14 protein-coding genes are annotated in these 15,466 nt (G+C 73.5%); 2 read left to right on the top strand and 12 right to left on the bottom strand.

Annotation, left to right across the window (positions count from 1 at the left end):
- Positions 1 to 74 precede the first annotated feature (74 nt).
- The 5 genes from IE140_RS14680 to IE140_RS14660 are packed head-to-tail and all read right to left on the bottom strand — an operon-like array spanning position 75 to position 5,920.
- Positions 75 to 1,079, bottom strand: coding sequence for an ABC transporter ATP-binding protein (locus IE140_RS14680; RefSeq protein ID WP_150196618.1), 1,005 nt, complete (start codon positions 1,077 to 1,079; stop codon positions 75 to 77).
- A 26-nt stretch (positions 1,080 to 1,105) separates the two neighbouring features.
- On the bottom strand, positions 1,106 to 2,203 hold the full coding sequence (locus IE140_RS14675) for an ABC transporter ATP-binding protein (protein ID WP_373296171.1): 1,098 nt from the start codon (positions 2,201 to 2,203) through the stop codon (positions 1,106 to 1,108).
- The gene (locus tag IE140_RS14670; protein ID WP_150196609.1) at positions 2,200 to 3,186 is read right to left on the bottom strand and encodes an ABC transporter permease; all 987 of its coding nucleotides are present in this window, start codon (positions 3,184 to 3,186) and stop codon (positions 2,200 to 2,202) included. The genes IE140_RS14675 and IE140_RS14670 overlap by 4 nt, the downstream gene beginning before the upstream one ends.
- Positions 3,183 to 4,154, bottom strand: coding sequence for an ABC transporter permease (locus IE140_RS14665; protein WP_150196608.1), 972 nt, complete (start codon positions 4,152 to 4,154; stop codon positions 3,183 to 3,185). The genes IE140_RS14670 and IE140_RS14665 overlap by 4 nt, the downstream gene beginning before the upstream one ends.
- Before the next feature lie 20 nt (positions 4,155 to 4,174).
- Positions 4,175 to 5,920, bottom strand: coding sequence for an ABC transporter substrate-binding protein (locus tag IE140_RS14660; RefSeq protein WP_150196607.1), 1,746 nt, complete (start codon positions 5,918 to 5,920; stop codon positions 4,175 to 4,177).
- A 319-nt stretch (positions 5,921 to 6,239) separates the two neighbouring features.
- On the opposite strand from IE140_RS14660, the gene IE140_RS14655 reads away from it, so the two are divergent.
- Together IE140_RS14655 and IE140_RS14650 are read left to right on the top strand one after the other, a co-directional pair.
- Complete coding sequence (locus tag IE140_RS14655; protein ID WP_150196606.1) at positions 6,240 to 7,700, top strand: aminopeptidase P family protein; 1,461 nt, start codon at positions 6,240 to 6,242, stop codon at positions 7,698 to 7,700.
- A 77-nt stretch (positions 7,701 to 7,777) separates the two neighbouring features.
- A complete protein-coding gene (locus IE140_RS14650) occupies positions 7,778 to 8,488 on the top strand; it encodes a GntR family transcriptional regulator (protein WP_150196605.1) in 711 nt (236 codons plus the stop codon).
- An 85-nt stretch (positions 8,489 to 8,573) separates the two neighbouring features.
- On the opposite strand, the gene IE140_RS14645 is transcribed toward IE140_RS14650, so the two are convergent.
- Genes IE140_RS14645 through IE140_RS14615 form a run of 7 tightly spaced genes read right to left on the bottom strand, consistent with a single transcriptional unit; the run spans position 8,574 to position 15,433 of the window.
- Positions 8,574 to 9,518: an ornithine cyclodeaminase family protein gene (locus IE140_RS14645; RefSeq protein ID WP_150196604.1), complete on the bottom strand. Its 945-nt coding sequence runs from the start codon at positions 9,516 to 9,518 to the stop codon at positions 8,574 to 8,576.
- Positions 9,515 to 10,570, bottom strand: a complete 1,056-nt coding sequence (locus IE140_RS14640; protein WP_150196603.1) for a proline racemase family protein — start codon at positions 10,568 to 10,570, stop codon at positions 9,515 to 9,517. Before IE140_RS14640 ends, IE140_RS14645 begins: the two co-directional genes overlap by 4 nt.
- A complete protein-coding gene (locus IE140_RS14635; protein ID WP_150196602.1) occupies positions 10,567 to 11,568 on the bottom strand; it encodes a proline racemase family protein in 1,002 nt (333 codons plus the stop codon). Before IE140_RS14635 ends, IE140_RS14640 begins: the two co-directional genes overlap by 4 nt.
- A gap of 1 nt (position 11,569) precedes the next feature.
- Positions 11,570 to 12,484, bottom strand: a complete 915-nt coding sequence (locus IE140_RS14630) for a dihydrodipicolinate synthase family protein (protein ID WP_150196601.1) — start codon at positions 12,482 to 12,484, stop codon at positions 11,570 to 11,572.
- Between the two features lie 9 nt (positions 12,485 to 12,493).
- On the bottom strand, positions 12,494 to 13,993 hold the full coding sequence (locus tag IE140_RS14625) for an FAD/NAD(P)-dependent oxidoreductase (RefSeq protein ID WP_229826794.1): 1,500 nt from the start codon (positions 13,991 to 13,993) through the stop codon (positions 12,494 to 12,496).
- Positions 13,986 to 14,276, bottom strand: a complete 291-nt coding sequence (locus IE140_RS14620) for a (2Fe-2S)-binding protein (protein ID WP_107413764.1) — start codon at positions 14,274 to 14,276, stop codon at positions 13,986 to 13,988. The genes IE140_RS14625 and IE140_RS14620 overlap by 8 nt, the downstream gene beginning before the upstream one ends.
- On the bottom strand, positions 14,273 to 15,433 hold the full coding sequence (locus IE140_RS14615) for an NAD(P)/FAD-dependent oxidoreductase (protein WP_167533415.1): 1,161 nt from the start codon (positions 15,431 to 15,433) through the stop codon (positions 14,273 to 14,275). Before IE140_RS14615 ends, IE140_RS14620 begins: the two co-directional genes overlap by 4 nt.
- Positions 15,434 to 15,466: the final 33 nt, after the last annotated feature.

Below are 15,466 nucleotides of genomic sequence, written 5' to 3'. Positions count from 1 at the left end.
GGCACAGGTCACACATCACAAGGAAGACCCGTGCCGGAAATCCACGGTCCTTTCCGTCTGATTCGGGGAAACGGTCAGTCCGTCTCGGGGAAATGGCAGGCGGCCGTGCGCGCTCCCGAGCCCACGACCCGGAGCAGCGGCCGCTCGGTGCGGCAGACCGCCTGCGCCTTGGGGCAGCGCGGGTGGAAGCCGCAGCCGCTGGGCGGCGCGGCGGGGCTCGGCGGGTCGCCGAGGAGGAGGATCCGCTCGCGGCGGCGCTCGGCCGCCGGGTCGGGCAGCGGGACCGCGGAGAGCAGCGCCCGGGTGTAGGGGTGCGCGGGGCTGTCGTACAGCTCGCGCTTGTCGCCGATCTCGACGATGCGCCCCAGGTACATCACCGCCACCCGGTCGCACACCCGCTTCACGACGGACAGGTCGTGGGCGATGAAGAGGAACGACAGCCCCAGCTCTGCCCCCAGACGGTCCATCAGATTGACGACCTGGGCCTGTACGGACACGTCGAGGGCGGAGACCGGCTCGTCGGCGACGATCAGGCGCGGGCCGGTCGCCAGGGCGCGGGCGATGCCGATCCGCTGGGCCTGCCCGCCGGAGAACTGGTACGGGTGCCGGTCCAGGTGCTCCGCCCCCAGGCCCACCAGGTCGAGCAGTTCGGCCACCCGGTCCCGGGCGGCCCGGGCGGTGGCCCCCTGCACCAGCAGGGGTTCGGCGATGATCCGGGCGACGGTCTGCCGCGGGTTCAGGGAGGCGTGGGGATCCTGGAAGATGATCTGGAGGTGTCGCCGGGTGGGCCGTAGTTCGCGCGGGGACAGATGGGTGATGTCGCGGCCCTCGAACTCGACGGTACCCGCCGTGGGTTCGAGCAGCCGGACCAGCATCCGGCCCGTCGTGGACTTGCCGCAGCCCGACTCCCCGACCAGGCCGAGGGTCTCCCCCGCGGCGAGCTCCAGATCGACACCGTCCACCGCGCGGACGGGCGCGGCGGCGCGGCCCAGGACGCGGCGGCCGGGGAAGGTCTTCACCAGACCGCGTACGGACAGCAGGGGCGCCGCACCGCCGTCTCCGGCCGAACGAGGGGGCATTTCCGAGGTGTTGGAGTACGGGGGTCTCATCGGGCCTCCTCGGCCGGTACGGGAGCCATGCCCGGCGGACCGGGGTGCGGGACGGCCGGGGCGGCCGGCAGGGGAAGGTGGCAGGCGACGAGCCGCCCCTCGCCGGGTACGTCCCGGGGGCGGGGGCTCTCCCCGGCGCAGCGGGCCCGCTCCGGGGCGGTGGCGGCGGCCGCGCGGGGGCAGCGCGGTGCGAAGGGGCAGCCGGTTCGCGGCTCGGCCGGTGACGGCGGGGAGCCTGGGATGGCGCGCAGCGGTGCGTCGTCGGGGTCGTCCAGACGGGGCAGCGAGTCCAGGAGGCCGCGGGTGTAGGGATGCGCGGGACTGCTGAACAGCGCGTCCACCGGGGCCTGTTCGGCACCGCGTCCGCCGTACATGACGAGCACCTCGTGGGCGACGCGCGCCACCACGCCCAGGTCGTGCGTGATCATCAGGACGCCCAGTCCGCGTTCCTGCTGGAGGCGGGCGATCAGTTCGAGGATCTGCGCCTGGACGGTGACGTCGAGCGCGGTGGTCGGTTCGTCGGCGACGAGCAGTTCGGGTTCGCAGGACAGGGCCATGGCGATCATGGCGCGCTGGCGCATGCCGCCGGAGAACTGGTGCGGGAACTCCCCCGCCCGGCGGGCCGGTTCGGGGATGCCGACCTCGCCGAGCATGTCCACCGCCCTTCTGCGGGCGACGCGTCGGGCGCTGCCGAAGTGGTGGCGGTGGGCCTCCGCGATCTGTTCGCCGACGGTGTACGCGGGGTGGAGCGCGGACAGCGGGTCCTGGAAGACCATCGCCATCCGGCGTCCGCGCAGCCGGCCGAACCGGCGGTCGGTCAGGCCGAGGAGCTCCTCTCCGGCGAGGGTGATCGATCCGCTCACCCGGGCCCGGCGGTGCAGGCCCATCACGGCGAGGGAGGTGACCGACTTGCCGGAGCCGGACTCGCCGACCAGGCCCAGGGTGCGGCCGGCCGCCACGGTGAAGGAGACCCCGTCGACGGCCTGGACGGCTCCGGCCGGGGTGTCGAAGGCGACCCGCAGATCGTGGACGCGCAGCAGGGGCTGGTCCGGTTCGAGAAGCTGATCCGGTTCGGTGGTGGGCTCCACGGTCAGCTCCTCACCCTCGGGTCGACGACGGCGTACAGCAGGTCGATGACGACGTTGGCCGCCACGATGAAGAAGGCCGCGAGCAGCGTGACACCGAGCACGACGGGCTGGTCGGAGCGTTGCAGGGCGTCGTAGAAAAGCCGTCCGACTCCGGGGATGCCGAAGATGGACTCGGTGATGACCGCTCCGGCCAGCAGGGCGCCGAGGTCCATGCCGAAGAGCGTGAGCACGGGCGTCATCGCGGAGCGCAGTCCGTGCTTGACCACGACGGTCCGGGCGGGCAGGCCCTTGGCGCGGGCGGTCCGGATGTAGGGCTGCTCCATCGTCTCGATCATCGAACTCCGGCTCTGGCGTGCGTACATGGCGGCGTAGAGCAGAGCGAGTGCGACCCAGGGCAGGAGCAGGTTGGCCGCCCAGGCGAACGGGTCGTCGGTGAGCGCGACGTAGGCGGGGTAGGGCAGCAGTCCGGTCAGCCGGACCAGGCCGTACAGGAGCATCACCGCGGTGAAGTAGACGGGCAGCGAGGCGGTGGCGACCGCGCCGACCATCAGGGTGCGGTCGAGGAGTCCGCCCTTGCGCAGGGCCGCGGTCACTCCGGCGCCCAGTCCGAGCACCAGCCACAGGCAGGCGGCGCCGAAGGCCAGCGACACGGAGACGGGCAGCCGGTCCATCAGCAGGTCCCACACCGGCAGGGCGTTCTCGTAGGAGTAGCCGAGGCAGGGGAAGCCGCACTGGATCGCATGGGGGCCGCTGCCCAGCTCACGGCCCGCGAAGATGCCGACGAGGTAGTCGCCGAACTGGCGCCACACGGGCTGGTCGAGCCCCATGAAGTGGCGTACCTCCGCGAGCCGTTCGGGGCTGCACGTCTTGCCGCAGGCCGCCGCGGCGGGGTCGGCGGGCAGCAGGTAGAAGATGGTGAAGGTGACGGCGCAGATGGCGAGGAGGACGCCCGCCACGCCGAGACACCTGCGGATCAGGTAGGCGATCACGGCCGGCCTCCCTGGGGGTCGAGGATGTCGCGCAGGGCATCGCCGAGGACCGTGAAGGCGAGGACGGCGACGAAGAGGAAGACGCTGGGGACGATGAAGTACATGGGGTCCGTCTCGTAGTAGGCGACGGCCTCGGCGATCATCTGGCCCCAGGAGGGGGTGGGCGGGCGCACGCCCACCCCGAGGAAGCTGAGCGCGGCCTCGGTGCTGATCATTCCGGGGATCAGCAGTGTGGTGTACGCGATGACGGGCCCGGAGATGTTGGGCAGCACCTGGCGGGTGAGGATCCGCCAGGGTCCGCTGCCGCAGGCGCGGGCGGCCTCGACGAATTCGCGGTGGCGCAGGGAGAGGGCCTCGGCGCGCACGACGCGGGCGATGCCGGGCCAGCCGAAGACGCCGATGACGACGGTCATCAGCACGACCCGGTTGACGTCCTGGGCCACCGACATCATCGCGATCATGAAGATGAGCGAGGGGAAGGACATGGTGAGGTCCATCAGCCTGCTCAGTACGGTGTCGACGCGGCCCCCGAAGTAGCCGGCGGCGATGCCCGCGGCGGTGCCGGTGACGACCACGATCGCGGTGGCGGCGAAGGCGATGAGCAGGGAGACCTGGGCGCCGTGGACGACGCGGGCGAACAGGTCGCGGCCGGTGACCGGTTCGACGCCGAGCCAGTGTTCGGCGCTGATGCCGCCGAGGGCGCCGTGGGGCAGACCGCCGAGGTAGGGGTCGATGGCGCCGGCGTCGAAGGCGGTGGGCGACCAGCCGCCCAGCCGGCTGAGCAGGGGCGCGGTGAGGGCGATCAGGATCAGCAGGGCGGCGGCGATCAGGGCGGTCCGGCTGCCCCGGTCGCTCCACAGGCGGCGCCAGGTGGTCCGCCAGGGGGCGTCGGGCAGGACCGGGGTGCCGGGCCCGTCGGCGGCGGGGGCGTCGCCCGGTCCGGTGGCCGGGGCGTTGGCGATGCTCATGGGAACGCGTCCCCGCCCTTTCAGCCCTGGCTCCGGGAGGGGTCCTTCAGGCCGATCACCGCGAAGTCGAACTGGCCGGTCCAGGAGGGGTGTCCGAAGGCTCCGGCGATGTTGTCGCCTACGAGCAGCGGCTTGCGCTCCCAGAGCAGGGGGACGGCCGGGGACTTGGCCTGGATCTCCCGGTCGAGCGCGTTCCACGCCTTCGCGGCGGCGGTCGCGTCGGGCATCGCGGCGATCTCGTCCATGCGCCGCTCCACGGCCTTGTCGCGGAACTGGGAGACGTTGCCCTGGTTGCCCTTGGCCTTGATGGTGCGGCCGTCGAAGACGAACGGCAGGAAGGTGGCGGCGGACGGGTAGTCGGGGCACCAGCCGCTGATGGCCATGTCGGGGGCGTTCGCGGTGTCGCCGATGGTGTCGTAGTAGACGGAGGGGTCGACGGTCTCGATGCGCAGCCGTATGCCGACCCGGGCCAGGCTCTGCTGGAGTGCTTCGGCGCGGGTCTTGTCGCCGGTGGACACGGTGATCGTCGTGTCGAACCCGCCGCCCTTGCCCGCCTCGGCGAGGAGCTTCTCGGCCTTCTTCACGTCCCCGGTGGCCGGCCCGGTGTGGACCGGGTCGGCGGCGCGGCCGCCGGTGAGGGACGGCGGCAGATAGGCGGTGGCGATGTCGTTGAGGGCCGGCCCGCCGTTGGCGGTGACCTGGGCCTGCTTGTCGACGGCGTACTGCATCGCCCGACGGAGCTTCGGGTCGTCGAACGGCGCCCGGGAGGTGTTCAGCGCGAGCATGTCGGTGCAGCCGGTGCGCTCGGCGGAGAGCCGCTGCCGGATCCCGGGCTTCGGCAGGACCTTGGCGACGCTGGAGGGTTGCAGGTCGGACCATTCGACCGCGGAGGCGTCGGCGCCCGCGCTCTCGATGATCCGGTCGTCTATCTGCCCGCCCTTGAGGCCCTGGACCACCACGATCCGGTCGGGGTACGCCTTGCGCACCGGGTCGGTCGCCGCGTCCCAGTGGGGATTGCGGCCGAGCACCAGCTTCTTGCCCCGGGCGTAGCTCTCGATGCGGTACGGCCCCGAGGAGAAGGGCCGCAGGTCGTACTGGACGCCCTTCTCCCGGGACTCGGGCACGGGAGAGAAGGTGGGCAGCGTGACCGTGGAGGAGAACTCGGCGACGGGCCTGCGCAGCGAGAAGACGATGGTCCGGTCGTCGGGGGTGCGGATCGAGTCGAGGTGCTCGCCGTCCAGCGGGCCGGCGTATCCCTCGGTGCCGGCCAGATAGCGCTGGGCGTAGTCGGGGCCGCCGGCGAGGTCCGGGGCGAAGGAGCGCTCGACGTTGTACTTGATGTCGCGGGCGCGGATCGGGGTGCCGTCCTCGTAGACGAGGCCGGACTTCAGGGTGAAGGTCCAGGTGCGGCCGCCGTCGGAGGATCTGCCGAGGTCGGTCGCCAGGTCGGGGACGACCTCGCTGCCCCGCTTCCCCGGCGCGGCCCGGAAGGTCGTGAGGGTGCGGTAGATCAGCCGGGTGCCGAAGTCCATGGTCGGCATGACCCAGTTGCGGGCCGGGTCCAGATGGGCGAAGTCCTGGTTGGACAGCACGGTCAGGGTGCCGCCCCGCTCCGGTGTGCCGCCGATGACGGTGCCGGTCGCCACACCGGGCTGCCGCGTGTCCGGCCCGCGGTCGTCACCTCCCTGCGTGGAGCAGGCACTCAGCAGGGCCAGGGCCAGCGAGGTGCTCAGGGATACGGACAGCACACGGCTGCGACGGGACATGGGGCACTCCTCGGTACGGGAACGGGGCACGGCGACAGCGGGACGAGTCGGCGGAACGGGTGTGGGTCCGGCGGGACTTGGCGCTCCGGGCGGCCGAGCGGCCCGGAGGGCGACTGCTTGCGGAACGCGAGGCGGAGCGGGCCGGGAAATGCGTCGCATCCAAGCGATGTGACCCGTAACATAGTAATGTGAAATTGCACAGCCAAGGAGTATGACGCCCCGTTACCGAAACGTGTCCCGCAGCCCGGACGCTTCGGACCTCCGGCGCGGCGCCCTCGGCAGCCCCGGCACTCCCAGGCACACCCTCCGAAGGAGACCCATGACCTCCATGCCCCCGGCCCGACCGCACACGGGCAGCCACGATCTGCCGGTCCCGGCCGCCCTGGACGCCTTCATGGCGACCGGCTGGGCGCCCTCCCCGCTGCCCGCCGACGCACGGGTACCCGGCCACGCCCTGCTGCCCGACCGGCGGCAGCGGCTGTCGGCGCGCTTCCCGGGCGAGCGGCTGGTCATACCCGCCGGAACGCTCAAGGTCCGCTCGAACGACACCGATCACCGCTTCCGCCCGCACAGCGCCTACGCCTGGCTGACCGGACTGACCGGCGAGGAGCAGCCCGACCACGTCCTGGTCCTCGAACCGTCGGGCCCCGAGGGCCATGAGGCGGTGCTCCACATCCGCCCCCGTTCCCCCCGCGACACCAGCGGGTTCTACCGCGACCGCCGCTACGGCGAGTTCTGGGTCGGCCGCCGGCCCGACCTGGACGAGACGGCGGCACTGACCGGGCTGCGCTGCGCCCACCTGGACGAACTGCCGGGGCTGCTCACCGGTCCGCAGCCGCCGACCCGCCTGCTCGCCGGCGTCGACCTCCGGGTCGACGGCCTGCTCCCCGCGCGGTCCCACACCCCTTCGGGGGACGCCGAGCTGGACGCCGCACTCGCCGAACTCCGGTTGCGCAAGGACCCGTGGGAGGTGGGTCAGCTCCAACTCGCCGTCGACCACACCACGTCGGGGTTCGAGGACGTGGTGCGCGCCCTGCCCGACGCCCTGCGCCACCCCCGCGGCGAACGCCGGATCGAGGGCGTGTTCAATCTGCGCGCGCGGACCGAGGGCAACGGCACGGGCTACGAGACCATCGCGGCAGCGGGTGCGCACGCCTGCGTCCTGCACTGGATCCGCAACGACGGCCCGCTCGCGCCGTCCCAACTCCTCCTGCTCGACGCGGGGGTGGAGACCGACACCCTCTACACCGCCGACATCACCCGCACCCTCCCCCTGTCGGGCCGCTTCTCACCGGCCCAACGCGACGTCTACGAACTGGTGCTGGCCGCACAGGAGGCCGCCATCGCCGTCCTGTGGCCCGGCGCCCGCTTCCGGGACTTCCACCGGGAGGCCATGCGCGTCATCGCCGAGGGGCTGCACGCCTGGGGCGTCCTGCCGGTCCCGCCCGAGGAGGCGCTCGCCGACGACAGCGGCCTGTACCGCCGCTACACGCTGTGCAGCAGCGGGCACATGCTCGGGATCGACGTGCACGACTGCGCCCGGGCCCGCGCGGAGACCTATCTCGACGGCGTACTGGAGGAGGGCCACGTCCTCACCGTCGAACCCGGGCTCTATCTCCAGCCGGACGACGAGACGCTGCCGTCCGAGCTGCGCGGCATGGGCGTGCGCATCGAGGACGACCTCGTGATCACCGCCGACGGTGCGAAACTCCTCTCCGGAGCGCTGCCCCGTACGGCCGACGGCGTCGAGGAGTGGATGGCCCGCCTCCTGGACGGCTGACGACCGGCGGCCGAGGAGGGGCGCGCACCGCGCAACGTGACATTGTATAGTGCGGTGACAAATCTGAAGGGGAACGTATGAGTGAGCTGAAGTCCCGCAAACTCATCTCGGTGCAGGAGCATCTGCGCGACCAGGTGGCGGGCGCCCTCCGTGCCGCTCTGATAGCGGGAGAACTCCAGCCCGGCGTGATCTACTCGGCGCCCACCCTGGCCGCCGAGTACGGCGTCTCGGCCACACCCGTGCGCGAGGCCATGCTGGATCTGGCCCGGGAGGGCCTGGTCGAGGCGGTGCGCAACAAGGGCTTCCGGGTCACCGAGCTCTCCGAGCGCGACCTGGACGAGTACACCGAGATCCGCGCGCTCATCGAGATCCCCACCATCGGCCGGGTGACCCGCACCGCCTCCCGCGAGCAGCTGGAGGCGGTGCGCCCGGTGGCCGAGGAGATCGTGGCCGCCGCGCAACGGGGCGACCTGATCGGCTACCTGGAGTCGGACCGCCGCTTCCACCTCGACCTGCTCGCCCTCGCGGGAAACGCGCGCCTCGTCGAGACGGTGGCGGACCTGCGCAAGCGCTCCCGGCTCTACGGACTCACCGACCTGTCCCAGGAAGGGTCGTTGGTGGGTTCGGCGCAGGAGCACACCGCCCTCCTGGACATCATGATCGAGGGCGACGCGGAGGCGGCCGAGGAGCACATGCGCCGCCATCTCGCGCATGTGCGGACCCTGTGGGCGGCCCGGAAGCGGGAGGCGGAGCGCGCGGCCCCGTCCCGCAAGCTCGGCGCGCGCTGACGCCGAAGTCGGTCCGGGGCGGCAGGCGTTGGCGCTCCGAGCAGCGCGAGCACACTCGCCCCGGGTCGGACCGGCCGAGCCCGACTCACCGCCACTCCCCCGGCGTTCCCTCCTTCCGCCGGTGGGCCGCGACGGCGACCACCAGGTCCTGCCAGCCCATGCCGCAGGTCTTCACGACCAGCGGGCGGTCGGCCGGGGCGACGGCCCCTTGGGCGATCAGGTCCGCCAGGGTGACCAGCGAGTCCGGGGCGAGCGCGCCCTCGCGGAGGGCGAGCACCACGTCGCCCGCCTCACGGAGGGCGGTCTCCCTGCTCTCGACCACCACCGTCGCGCGCCCCATCAGGGCGCCGTCGACCTCCCGTACGTCCGGTTCGTGCGAGCCGACCGCCAGTACCACCGCCTCGTCGGACAACAGCCGTCCGTCCAGCACCGGTTCGCGCGCCGACGTGGCCGTGACGACGGCCTGGGCGCGCCGCACCGCAGCCGCCACGTCCCGGTCGCCGGCGGCCGGATGGCGGTCCGCCCAGCCGGGCACGGCCCCGCCGCGTCGGGTGACGACCGTGACGTCGGCGACCGGGACGTGCGCCCGTACGGCGGCGACGTGCCCCTCCCCCTGCGGGCCCGCGCCGAAGACCACGAGGCGCAGCCCGCCGTACCGGGCGGCGAGCGCGCGCAGCCGCTCCAGGCAGGCCGCGACCGAGACCGCCGGGGTACGCAGAGCCGTCAGCGCCACCCCGTCCAGGAGGGCCACCGGCATCAGGGTCGCGCTGTCGTGCAGGAGATACGTGGCGTTGATCCGCCGCAGCCCGAGCACGGGGTTGCCGGGCGCGACGGTGGCGACCTTCACGCCGTACCAGCCGCCGTACTCCGCGGGCATGAGCAGCCCCTGACCGTGGGCCAGCGGCACGACCGTCCTCGGTACGCCGCCGCCGTCCGGGTCGAGCCCCCCGGCCAGCGCGTTCCGGACCGCGGCGACGGCGGCGACCGGACCGAGCGCGGCCACCTCCGCCGCGTCGAGCGTCACCGTCATCGCAGCACGAACCCGGGTACGAGGGTGTCGTCCGGGTCGACGGTGAAGCGGCCGGTCCCGGTGGCGTACGCGGTGCCCGTCACGGCCGGGACGACCGCGGGGCGGCCGTGGACCGTGGTCGGCCGGTCGATCCGGGCGTGGAAGACGGAGCCCACCACCGACTCGTGCCGCAGTTCGTCGCCGAGGCGGAGCTCCCCGGAGTCGGCGAGGAGCGCCACCCGGGCCGCGGTGCCCGAACCGCACGGGGAACGGTCGACCTGGCCGTCCGCGAACACCGTGACGTTGCGGTGGTGCAGTTGCTGTGTGCCGTCGGGCCGTTCGACCGGAGGACCGGCCTCCTCGGTGAACACGGTCCCGTAGATCCCGGACAGCCGTGGGTCGTCGGGGTGTCGGGCGGCGTCGGCGTCGTTCAGCGCGTCGCGGATCTCGCGTCCGGCCGCGATGAGCGCGGTGACGTCCCGTGCCCGGACCCGGAGGCCGGCGCCGAGTGCGGCCACGGGGAGAACGGCGTACATGGCGCCGCCGAAGGCGATGTCGACGGGGAGGGTTCCGTACGAGGTCGTCACCTCGACACCGCGTGCGTGGACGTGGCCGGGGACGTTGACGAACGTGACGTCCGCGACCCGGCCGCCCGCCGTGCGCACGCTCGCGGTCACCCGGCCGGAGGGGACGTCGATGACGACGTCCGTCGTACCGTCGGCCGGCGCCGGGACACGGCCGGTGGCGACCGCCCAGGCGCCCAGGGCGATCGTGCCGTGGCCGCAGGCCGTGGAGAAGCCGTCCTTGTGCCAGAAGAGGGCGCCCAGGTGGGCCCCGGCGTCGTCGGGCGGGACGAGGAAGGCCCCGTACATGTCGGCGTGGCCGCGCGGTTCGCCGCACAGCAGGGCCCGGGTCCACTGCGCCCCGGCATCGGCGGCGGCGACCGTGCGGCGCTCGGCGACGGTGAGCCCGGGCCCGGTCACGGCCGGGGACCCGGACACGATCCGGAAGGGCTCGCCGCCGGTGTGCCAGTCGGCCGTGTCGATCGGCCCGGTGTACGGGGTGGTGGTCATACGGTGAATCCCTCCGGGTAGGGGTCGGTCGGGTCGAGGAGATACTGCGCGGTCCCGGTGATCCAGGCGCGGCCGGTGACGGAGGGCAGGACGGCGGGCCGGCCGCCGACCGTGGTCTCGTCCAGGATCCGGCCGGTGAAGCGGGAGCCGATGAAGGACTCGTTGACGAAGTCCTGCCCGGTCTTCAGCAGTCCCCTCGCGTGCAGTTGGGCCATCCGGGCGCTGGTTCCCGTCCCGCAGGGCGAGCGGTCGAACCAGCCGGGGTGGATCGCCATGGCGTGCCGCGAGTGTTCGGCGGTGGAGCCGGGGGCCTCCAGATAGACGTGGTGGCAGACGTCGATCGCGGGGTTCTCCGGGTGGACCACCGGGTTCTGTTCGTTGACCGCCCGCATGACGGCGAGGCCCGCGTCGAGCAGCCTGCCCTTCTCCGCCCGGTCGAAGGGGATGCCGAGGTCCTCGGTGCGCACGATCGCGTAGAAGTTGCCGCCGTACGCCATGTCGTAACGGACCGGGCCGAACCCCGCCACGTCGACGACCTGATCCAGGGCGTGGCTGTAGGAGGCGACGTTCTCCAGGGTGACGGACTCCGCCCGGCCGTCGCGCACGGCGACCCGTGCCGTGACGAGACCGGCGGGGGTGTCGAGGCGGATGAGGGTCTCCGGCTCGACGGCCTCGACCATGCCGGTCTCCACCAGGACCGTCGCCACGCCGATCGTGCCGTGGCCGCACATGGGCAGGCAGCCGGAGACCTCGATGAACAGCACGCCGAAGTCGGCGTCCGGCCGGGTCGGGGGCTGGAGGATCGCGCCGGACATGGCTCCGTGCCCGCGCGGCTCGCACATCAACAGGGTGCGCAGCCCGTCCCGTTCGGCCATGAACCGCTGCCGCCGCTCCGCCATGGTCTCGCCCGGCAGGACACCCGTCCCACCGGTGATCACCCGGGTCGGCATGCCTTCGGTGTGCGAGTCGACCGCATGGTAACAGACCCTGGAGCGCACGTCAGTTCACCCCCGCGTCGATGAGGGCCCGGGTGGCGGACCGCACGACGGTCTCGGTCTCCGGGTCCAGGGGCTGGCGGGGCGGCCGGCAGACCCCGCCGGTGCGGCCGATCATGTCCTGGCCGAGCTTGATCGCCTGGACGAACTCGGTCCTGCTGTCCCAGCGCAGTACGGAGTGGAGCCTGCGGTAGAGCGGGAGCGCGGTGGTGAGATCGCCGGCCAGCGCGGCGTTGTAGAGGTCGAAGCAGGCGCGCGGGAAGACCTGGGGGTACCCGGCGACCCAGCCCTTGGCCCCGGCGACGCCGACTTCGAGGAGGGTGTCGTCGGTGCCGATGATCAGGTCGAGCCCGGGGGCGAGCTCATTGATGGCGTAGCACCGCCGTACGTCCCCGGAGAACTCCTTCACGCCCACGATGAACCCCTCGGCGTACAGCTTGGCCAGGAGCTCGGGGCGCAGGTCGACCTTGGTGTCGATGGGGTTGTTGTAGGCGGTGACGGGGAGTCCGGCGGAGGCGACCATCGCGTAGTGCTCCAGGACGGCGCGGTCGTCGGCACGGTAGGCGTTGGGCGGGAGGCACATGACGGCCTGGCAGCCGGCGTCCTTGGCGAAGAGGGCGTGCCGCCGCGCCTCGATCGCGCCGTACGCGCCGACGCCCGGCATCACGGTGAAGCCCTCGGGGGCGTGGGCGACGGCGGTCTCGACGACGCGGTCGCGTTCCTCGTACGTCAGGGTCTGGTACTCGCCCAGCGAACCGTTCGGGGCGACGCCGTGCAGGCCCTGTTCGGCGAGCCAGGCGACGTTGTCGCCGTAGGCACCGTGGTCGACGGCGAGGTTCCGGTCGAACGGGAGGCTCGTCGCGACGATGACGCCGTGCCAGGGCATACGGGTGGGGGCGGTGCGGTCCAGATCGTTCATGGGAACTCCTCAGGTGGGTTCGGAAGAGGTGGCGTCGGTGGGGGAATCGACGGAATCGGCGAGCGCGCCGAGGGTGACCGGGGTGGCGATCAGCCGTTCGGCGGGGGTGTAGGGCTCGGTGCGGGCGGCGACGAGACAGTGCACGGCGGGTCCGCACATCCGGCCCTGGCACCAGCCCATGCCCGCCCTGGTCAGCTGTTTGACCTGCCGGTGGTCGGTTGCCGGGCCGCCGTCGCGGACGGCGTGGACCGCGCCCGCGGTGACCTCCTCGCACCGGCAGACCGTGGTGTCGTCGGTCAGCCAGGCGGGCCAGGCCGACGGCAGGGGGTGGGCCTGGGCCATGGCGCGGGCGAAGGCGCGGTGCCGGGCCACCGATCGGCGCTCCGCTGCCAGGGGCCGGACGCCCGGCCGGCCCGGCGCGGAGAGGTCGGTGAGCACGGAGACGGCGGCGACGCGCCCTTCGCTCAGGGCGAGCGCGGCCCCGCCCACCCCGCAGGTCTCGCCTGCGGCGTAGAGCCCCGGCACCGTGGTGCGCTGTCCGGCGTCGACGGCGGCGGCCGTGGTGCCGTCGCCCGCGTCGGCGAGGCCGCAGCCGAGCGGGAGCAGCAGGTCGAGCTGGGGGACGAAGCCCCAGCCGACGCCCACGGTGTCGGCCTCGATCCGCCGCTCGGTGCCCGGGAGCGGCGCCCCGTCGGCGTCCAGGGACGCGGTGCGTACGACGGCGACCCGCCCGTCCCGCCCGTCTCCTTCGGCGCCGACGATGCCGGTGCGGGTGCGGAGCGGGATGCGGTACCGGGCGAGCGTGCCCGCGTAACCAGCGGCTTCGGCCCATTTGGCGGGGTTGCGCAGCAGGGGTGCGGGGTGGCGCAGCCAGGCCGAGGGCGCCGCCGCCTCGCACACCGCGACGACCTCCGCGCCGCGGGCGGCGAGGGCGGTGGCGACGGGCAGCAGGAAGGGGCCCGTGCCGCCGAGGACCACGCGGCGGCCGGCCACCGCTCCCCCGCCCTTGAGCAGCGACTGGAGTCCGCCGGCGGTGAGGACGCCGGGCAGGTCCCAGCCGGGGAAAGGCAGTTGGCGGTCGTAGGCGCCGGTCGCCACCAGCAGGGCCGGTGCGCGCAGCACGACGGCCCGCTCCTCGGGCGGCCTGCCGCGGTCCACGGCGTGGACGGTGAAGCCGTCCGCCGCGCGGGCCGCGGTCCATACGTGGTGGTCGAGCAGGAGGATGAGCCGTCCGGTGCGCTCGTGGGCGGCCAGGGTCGTGCGGAGGGCGCGGTAGGTGCGCAGGTCGTGGTGCAGGTCCTCGGTGGGAAGGGCGTCGCGCGCGTCGTCCGGGGGGTGGCGCCAGAACTGGCCGCCGGGAGCGGATCCCGCGTCGACGAGGGCGACCCGCAGCCCACCGTCCAGGGCGGTGGCGGCCGCCGCCATACCGGCCGGCCCGGCGCCCACCACCACGAGGCCGAGGGGTTCATGCATCGCGGCGTGGCCGCCGAGCTCCCGGGGCTCAGTCATCGTCGCCCTCCCCGGTCGTGACGGCCATGCCCGCACGGGCCCGCACCAGGCAGGCGCGCTGCCCGCGCCGTCCGTCGACGGTGACCAGGCAGTCGTAACAGACGCCGATCCCGCAGAAGACGCCCCGGGGCCGCTGCCCGCCCCGGGTGGTCCGCCAGGCGACCCGGCCCGAGGCGACGAGCGCGGCGGCCAGGGTCTGCCCGGGGACGAACGCCAGCGGTTCGCCGTCCACGGTGAACGCGGGTGCTGTGGGTACGTCGGTCTCCGCGGCCGCTCGGGTCATGTCGGCACACCTCCGGTCGTGAGGAATCGGTCGGGCAGGAGGCCGGTGTGGGCGGCCGGATCGGCACCGCGCCACGGGCGGCCGAGCAACTGGGCGGTGATGAGGGCGCCGGTGCCGGGAGCGAGACCGATGCCCGCGCCCTCGTGGCCGCACGCATGGAGGACACCGGGGACCCGGGGGTCCGGGCCGACGACCGGCAGATGGTCGGGGCAGTACGGCCTGAACCCCCGGTAGGCGCGCAGCAGATGGACGTCGCGCAGGAACGGGAAGAGGCGGCACGCCTGCGCGGCGAGCAGGGCCACCACGTCCGGGTTCATCGCGGTGTCGAAGCCGACGCGTTCACGGCTGGCGCCGATCAGGACGGTGCCCGCGCGGGTGCCCTCGACGACGCAGGAGGTCTCCAGGCCCTCGTCGCTGGAGGCGACATTGGCGACGTAGTCGGCGGAGTAGACCTTGTGCCGGATCATCGGCGGCAGCGGCTCGGTGACCAGGACGAACCCCCGGCGCGGCAGGATCTCGACGGGAGCGCCGAGGCGGCTGCCGACCTCGCCGCCCCATGTTCCGGCGGCGTTGACCACGGCGTCGGCGGTCAGCACCGAACCGTCGGCCGTGCGAACTCCGTTGATCCGCCCGCCGGTTCCGGTGACTGCGGCGACGGCTTCGCCGGTACGGACCCGGGCACCGCGCCGGACGGCGGCCCGCAGCAGTCCGGCCGCCGCGAGGACGGGCTGCACCTGGGCGTCCTGCGGATAGTGGACACCGCCGGGGAGGCCGGGTGCGATGTGCGGTTCGAACTCGCCGACACGGTCGACGCGTTCGGTGCGGACACCGGCCGCCGCCTGGCGTGCGGCGAACGCGTGCAGGGCGGCGAGGCCTTCGGGGGCGCTCGCCACGACCAGGCCGCCCTTGTTCTCGAACTCGACCGATTGCGGGCCCAGTTCCTCGCTCGCCTCGCCCCAGAGGTCGCGGCTGAGCCGGGCCAGCTCCAGCTCCGGGCCGGGCTCCTTGTCGGAGAGCAGGATGTTCCCCTCCCCCCGGCTGGTGGTGCCCGCGCCGACGGGGCCCCGGTCGAGCACCGTGACGCCGAGACCGGCGGAGGCGGCGTGGAACGCGCACGCGGCGCCCACGATGCCCGCGCCGATGATGACGACTTCCATGACCACCCCTCGGCGTCCACACGACCGCCCGCT

The organism is Streptomyces parvus, assembly GCF_014648875.1.
Lineage (GTDB): Bacteria > Actinomycetota > Actinomycetes > Streptomycetales > Streptomycetaceae > Streptomyces > Streptomyces parvus.
This window is presented reverse-complemented; position numbering and strand designations above follow the sequence as displayed.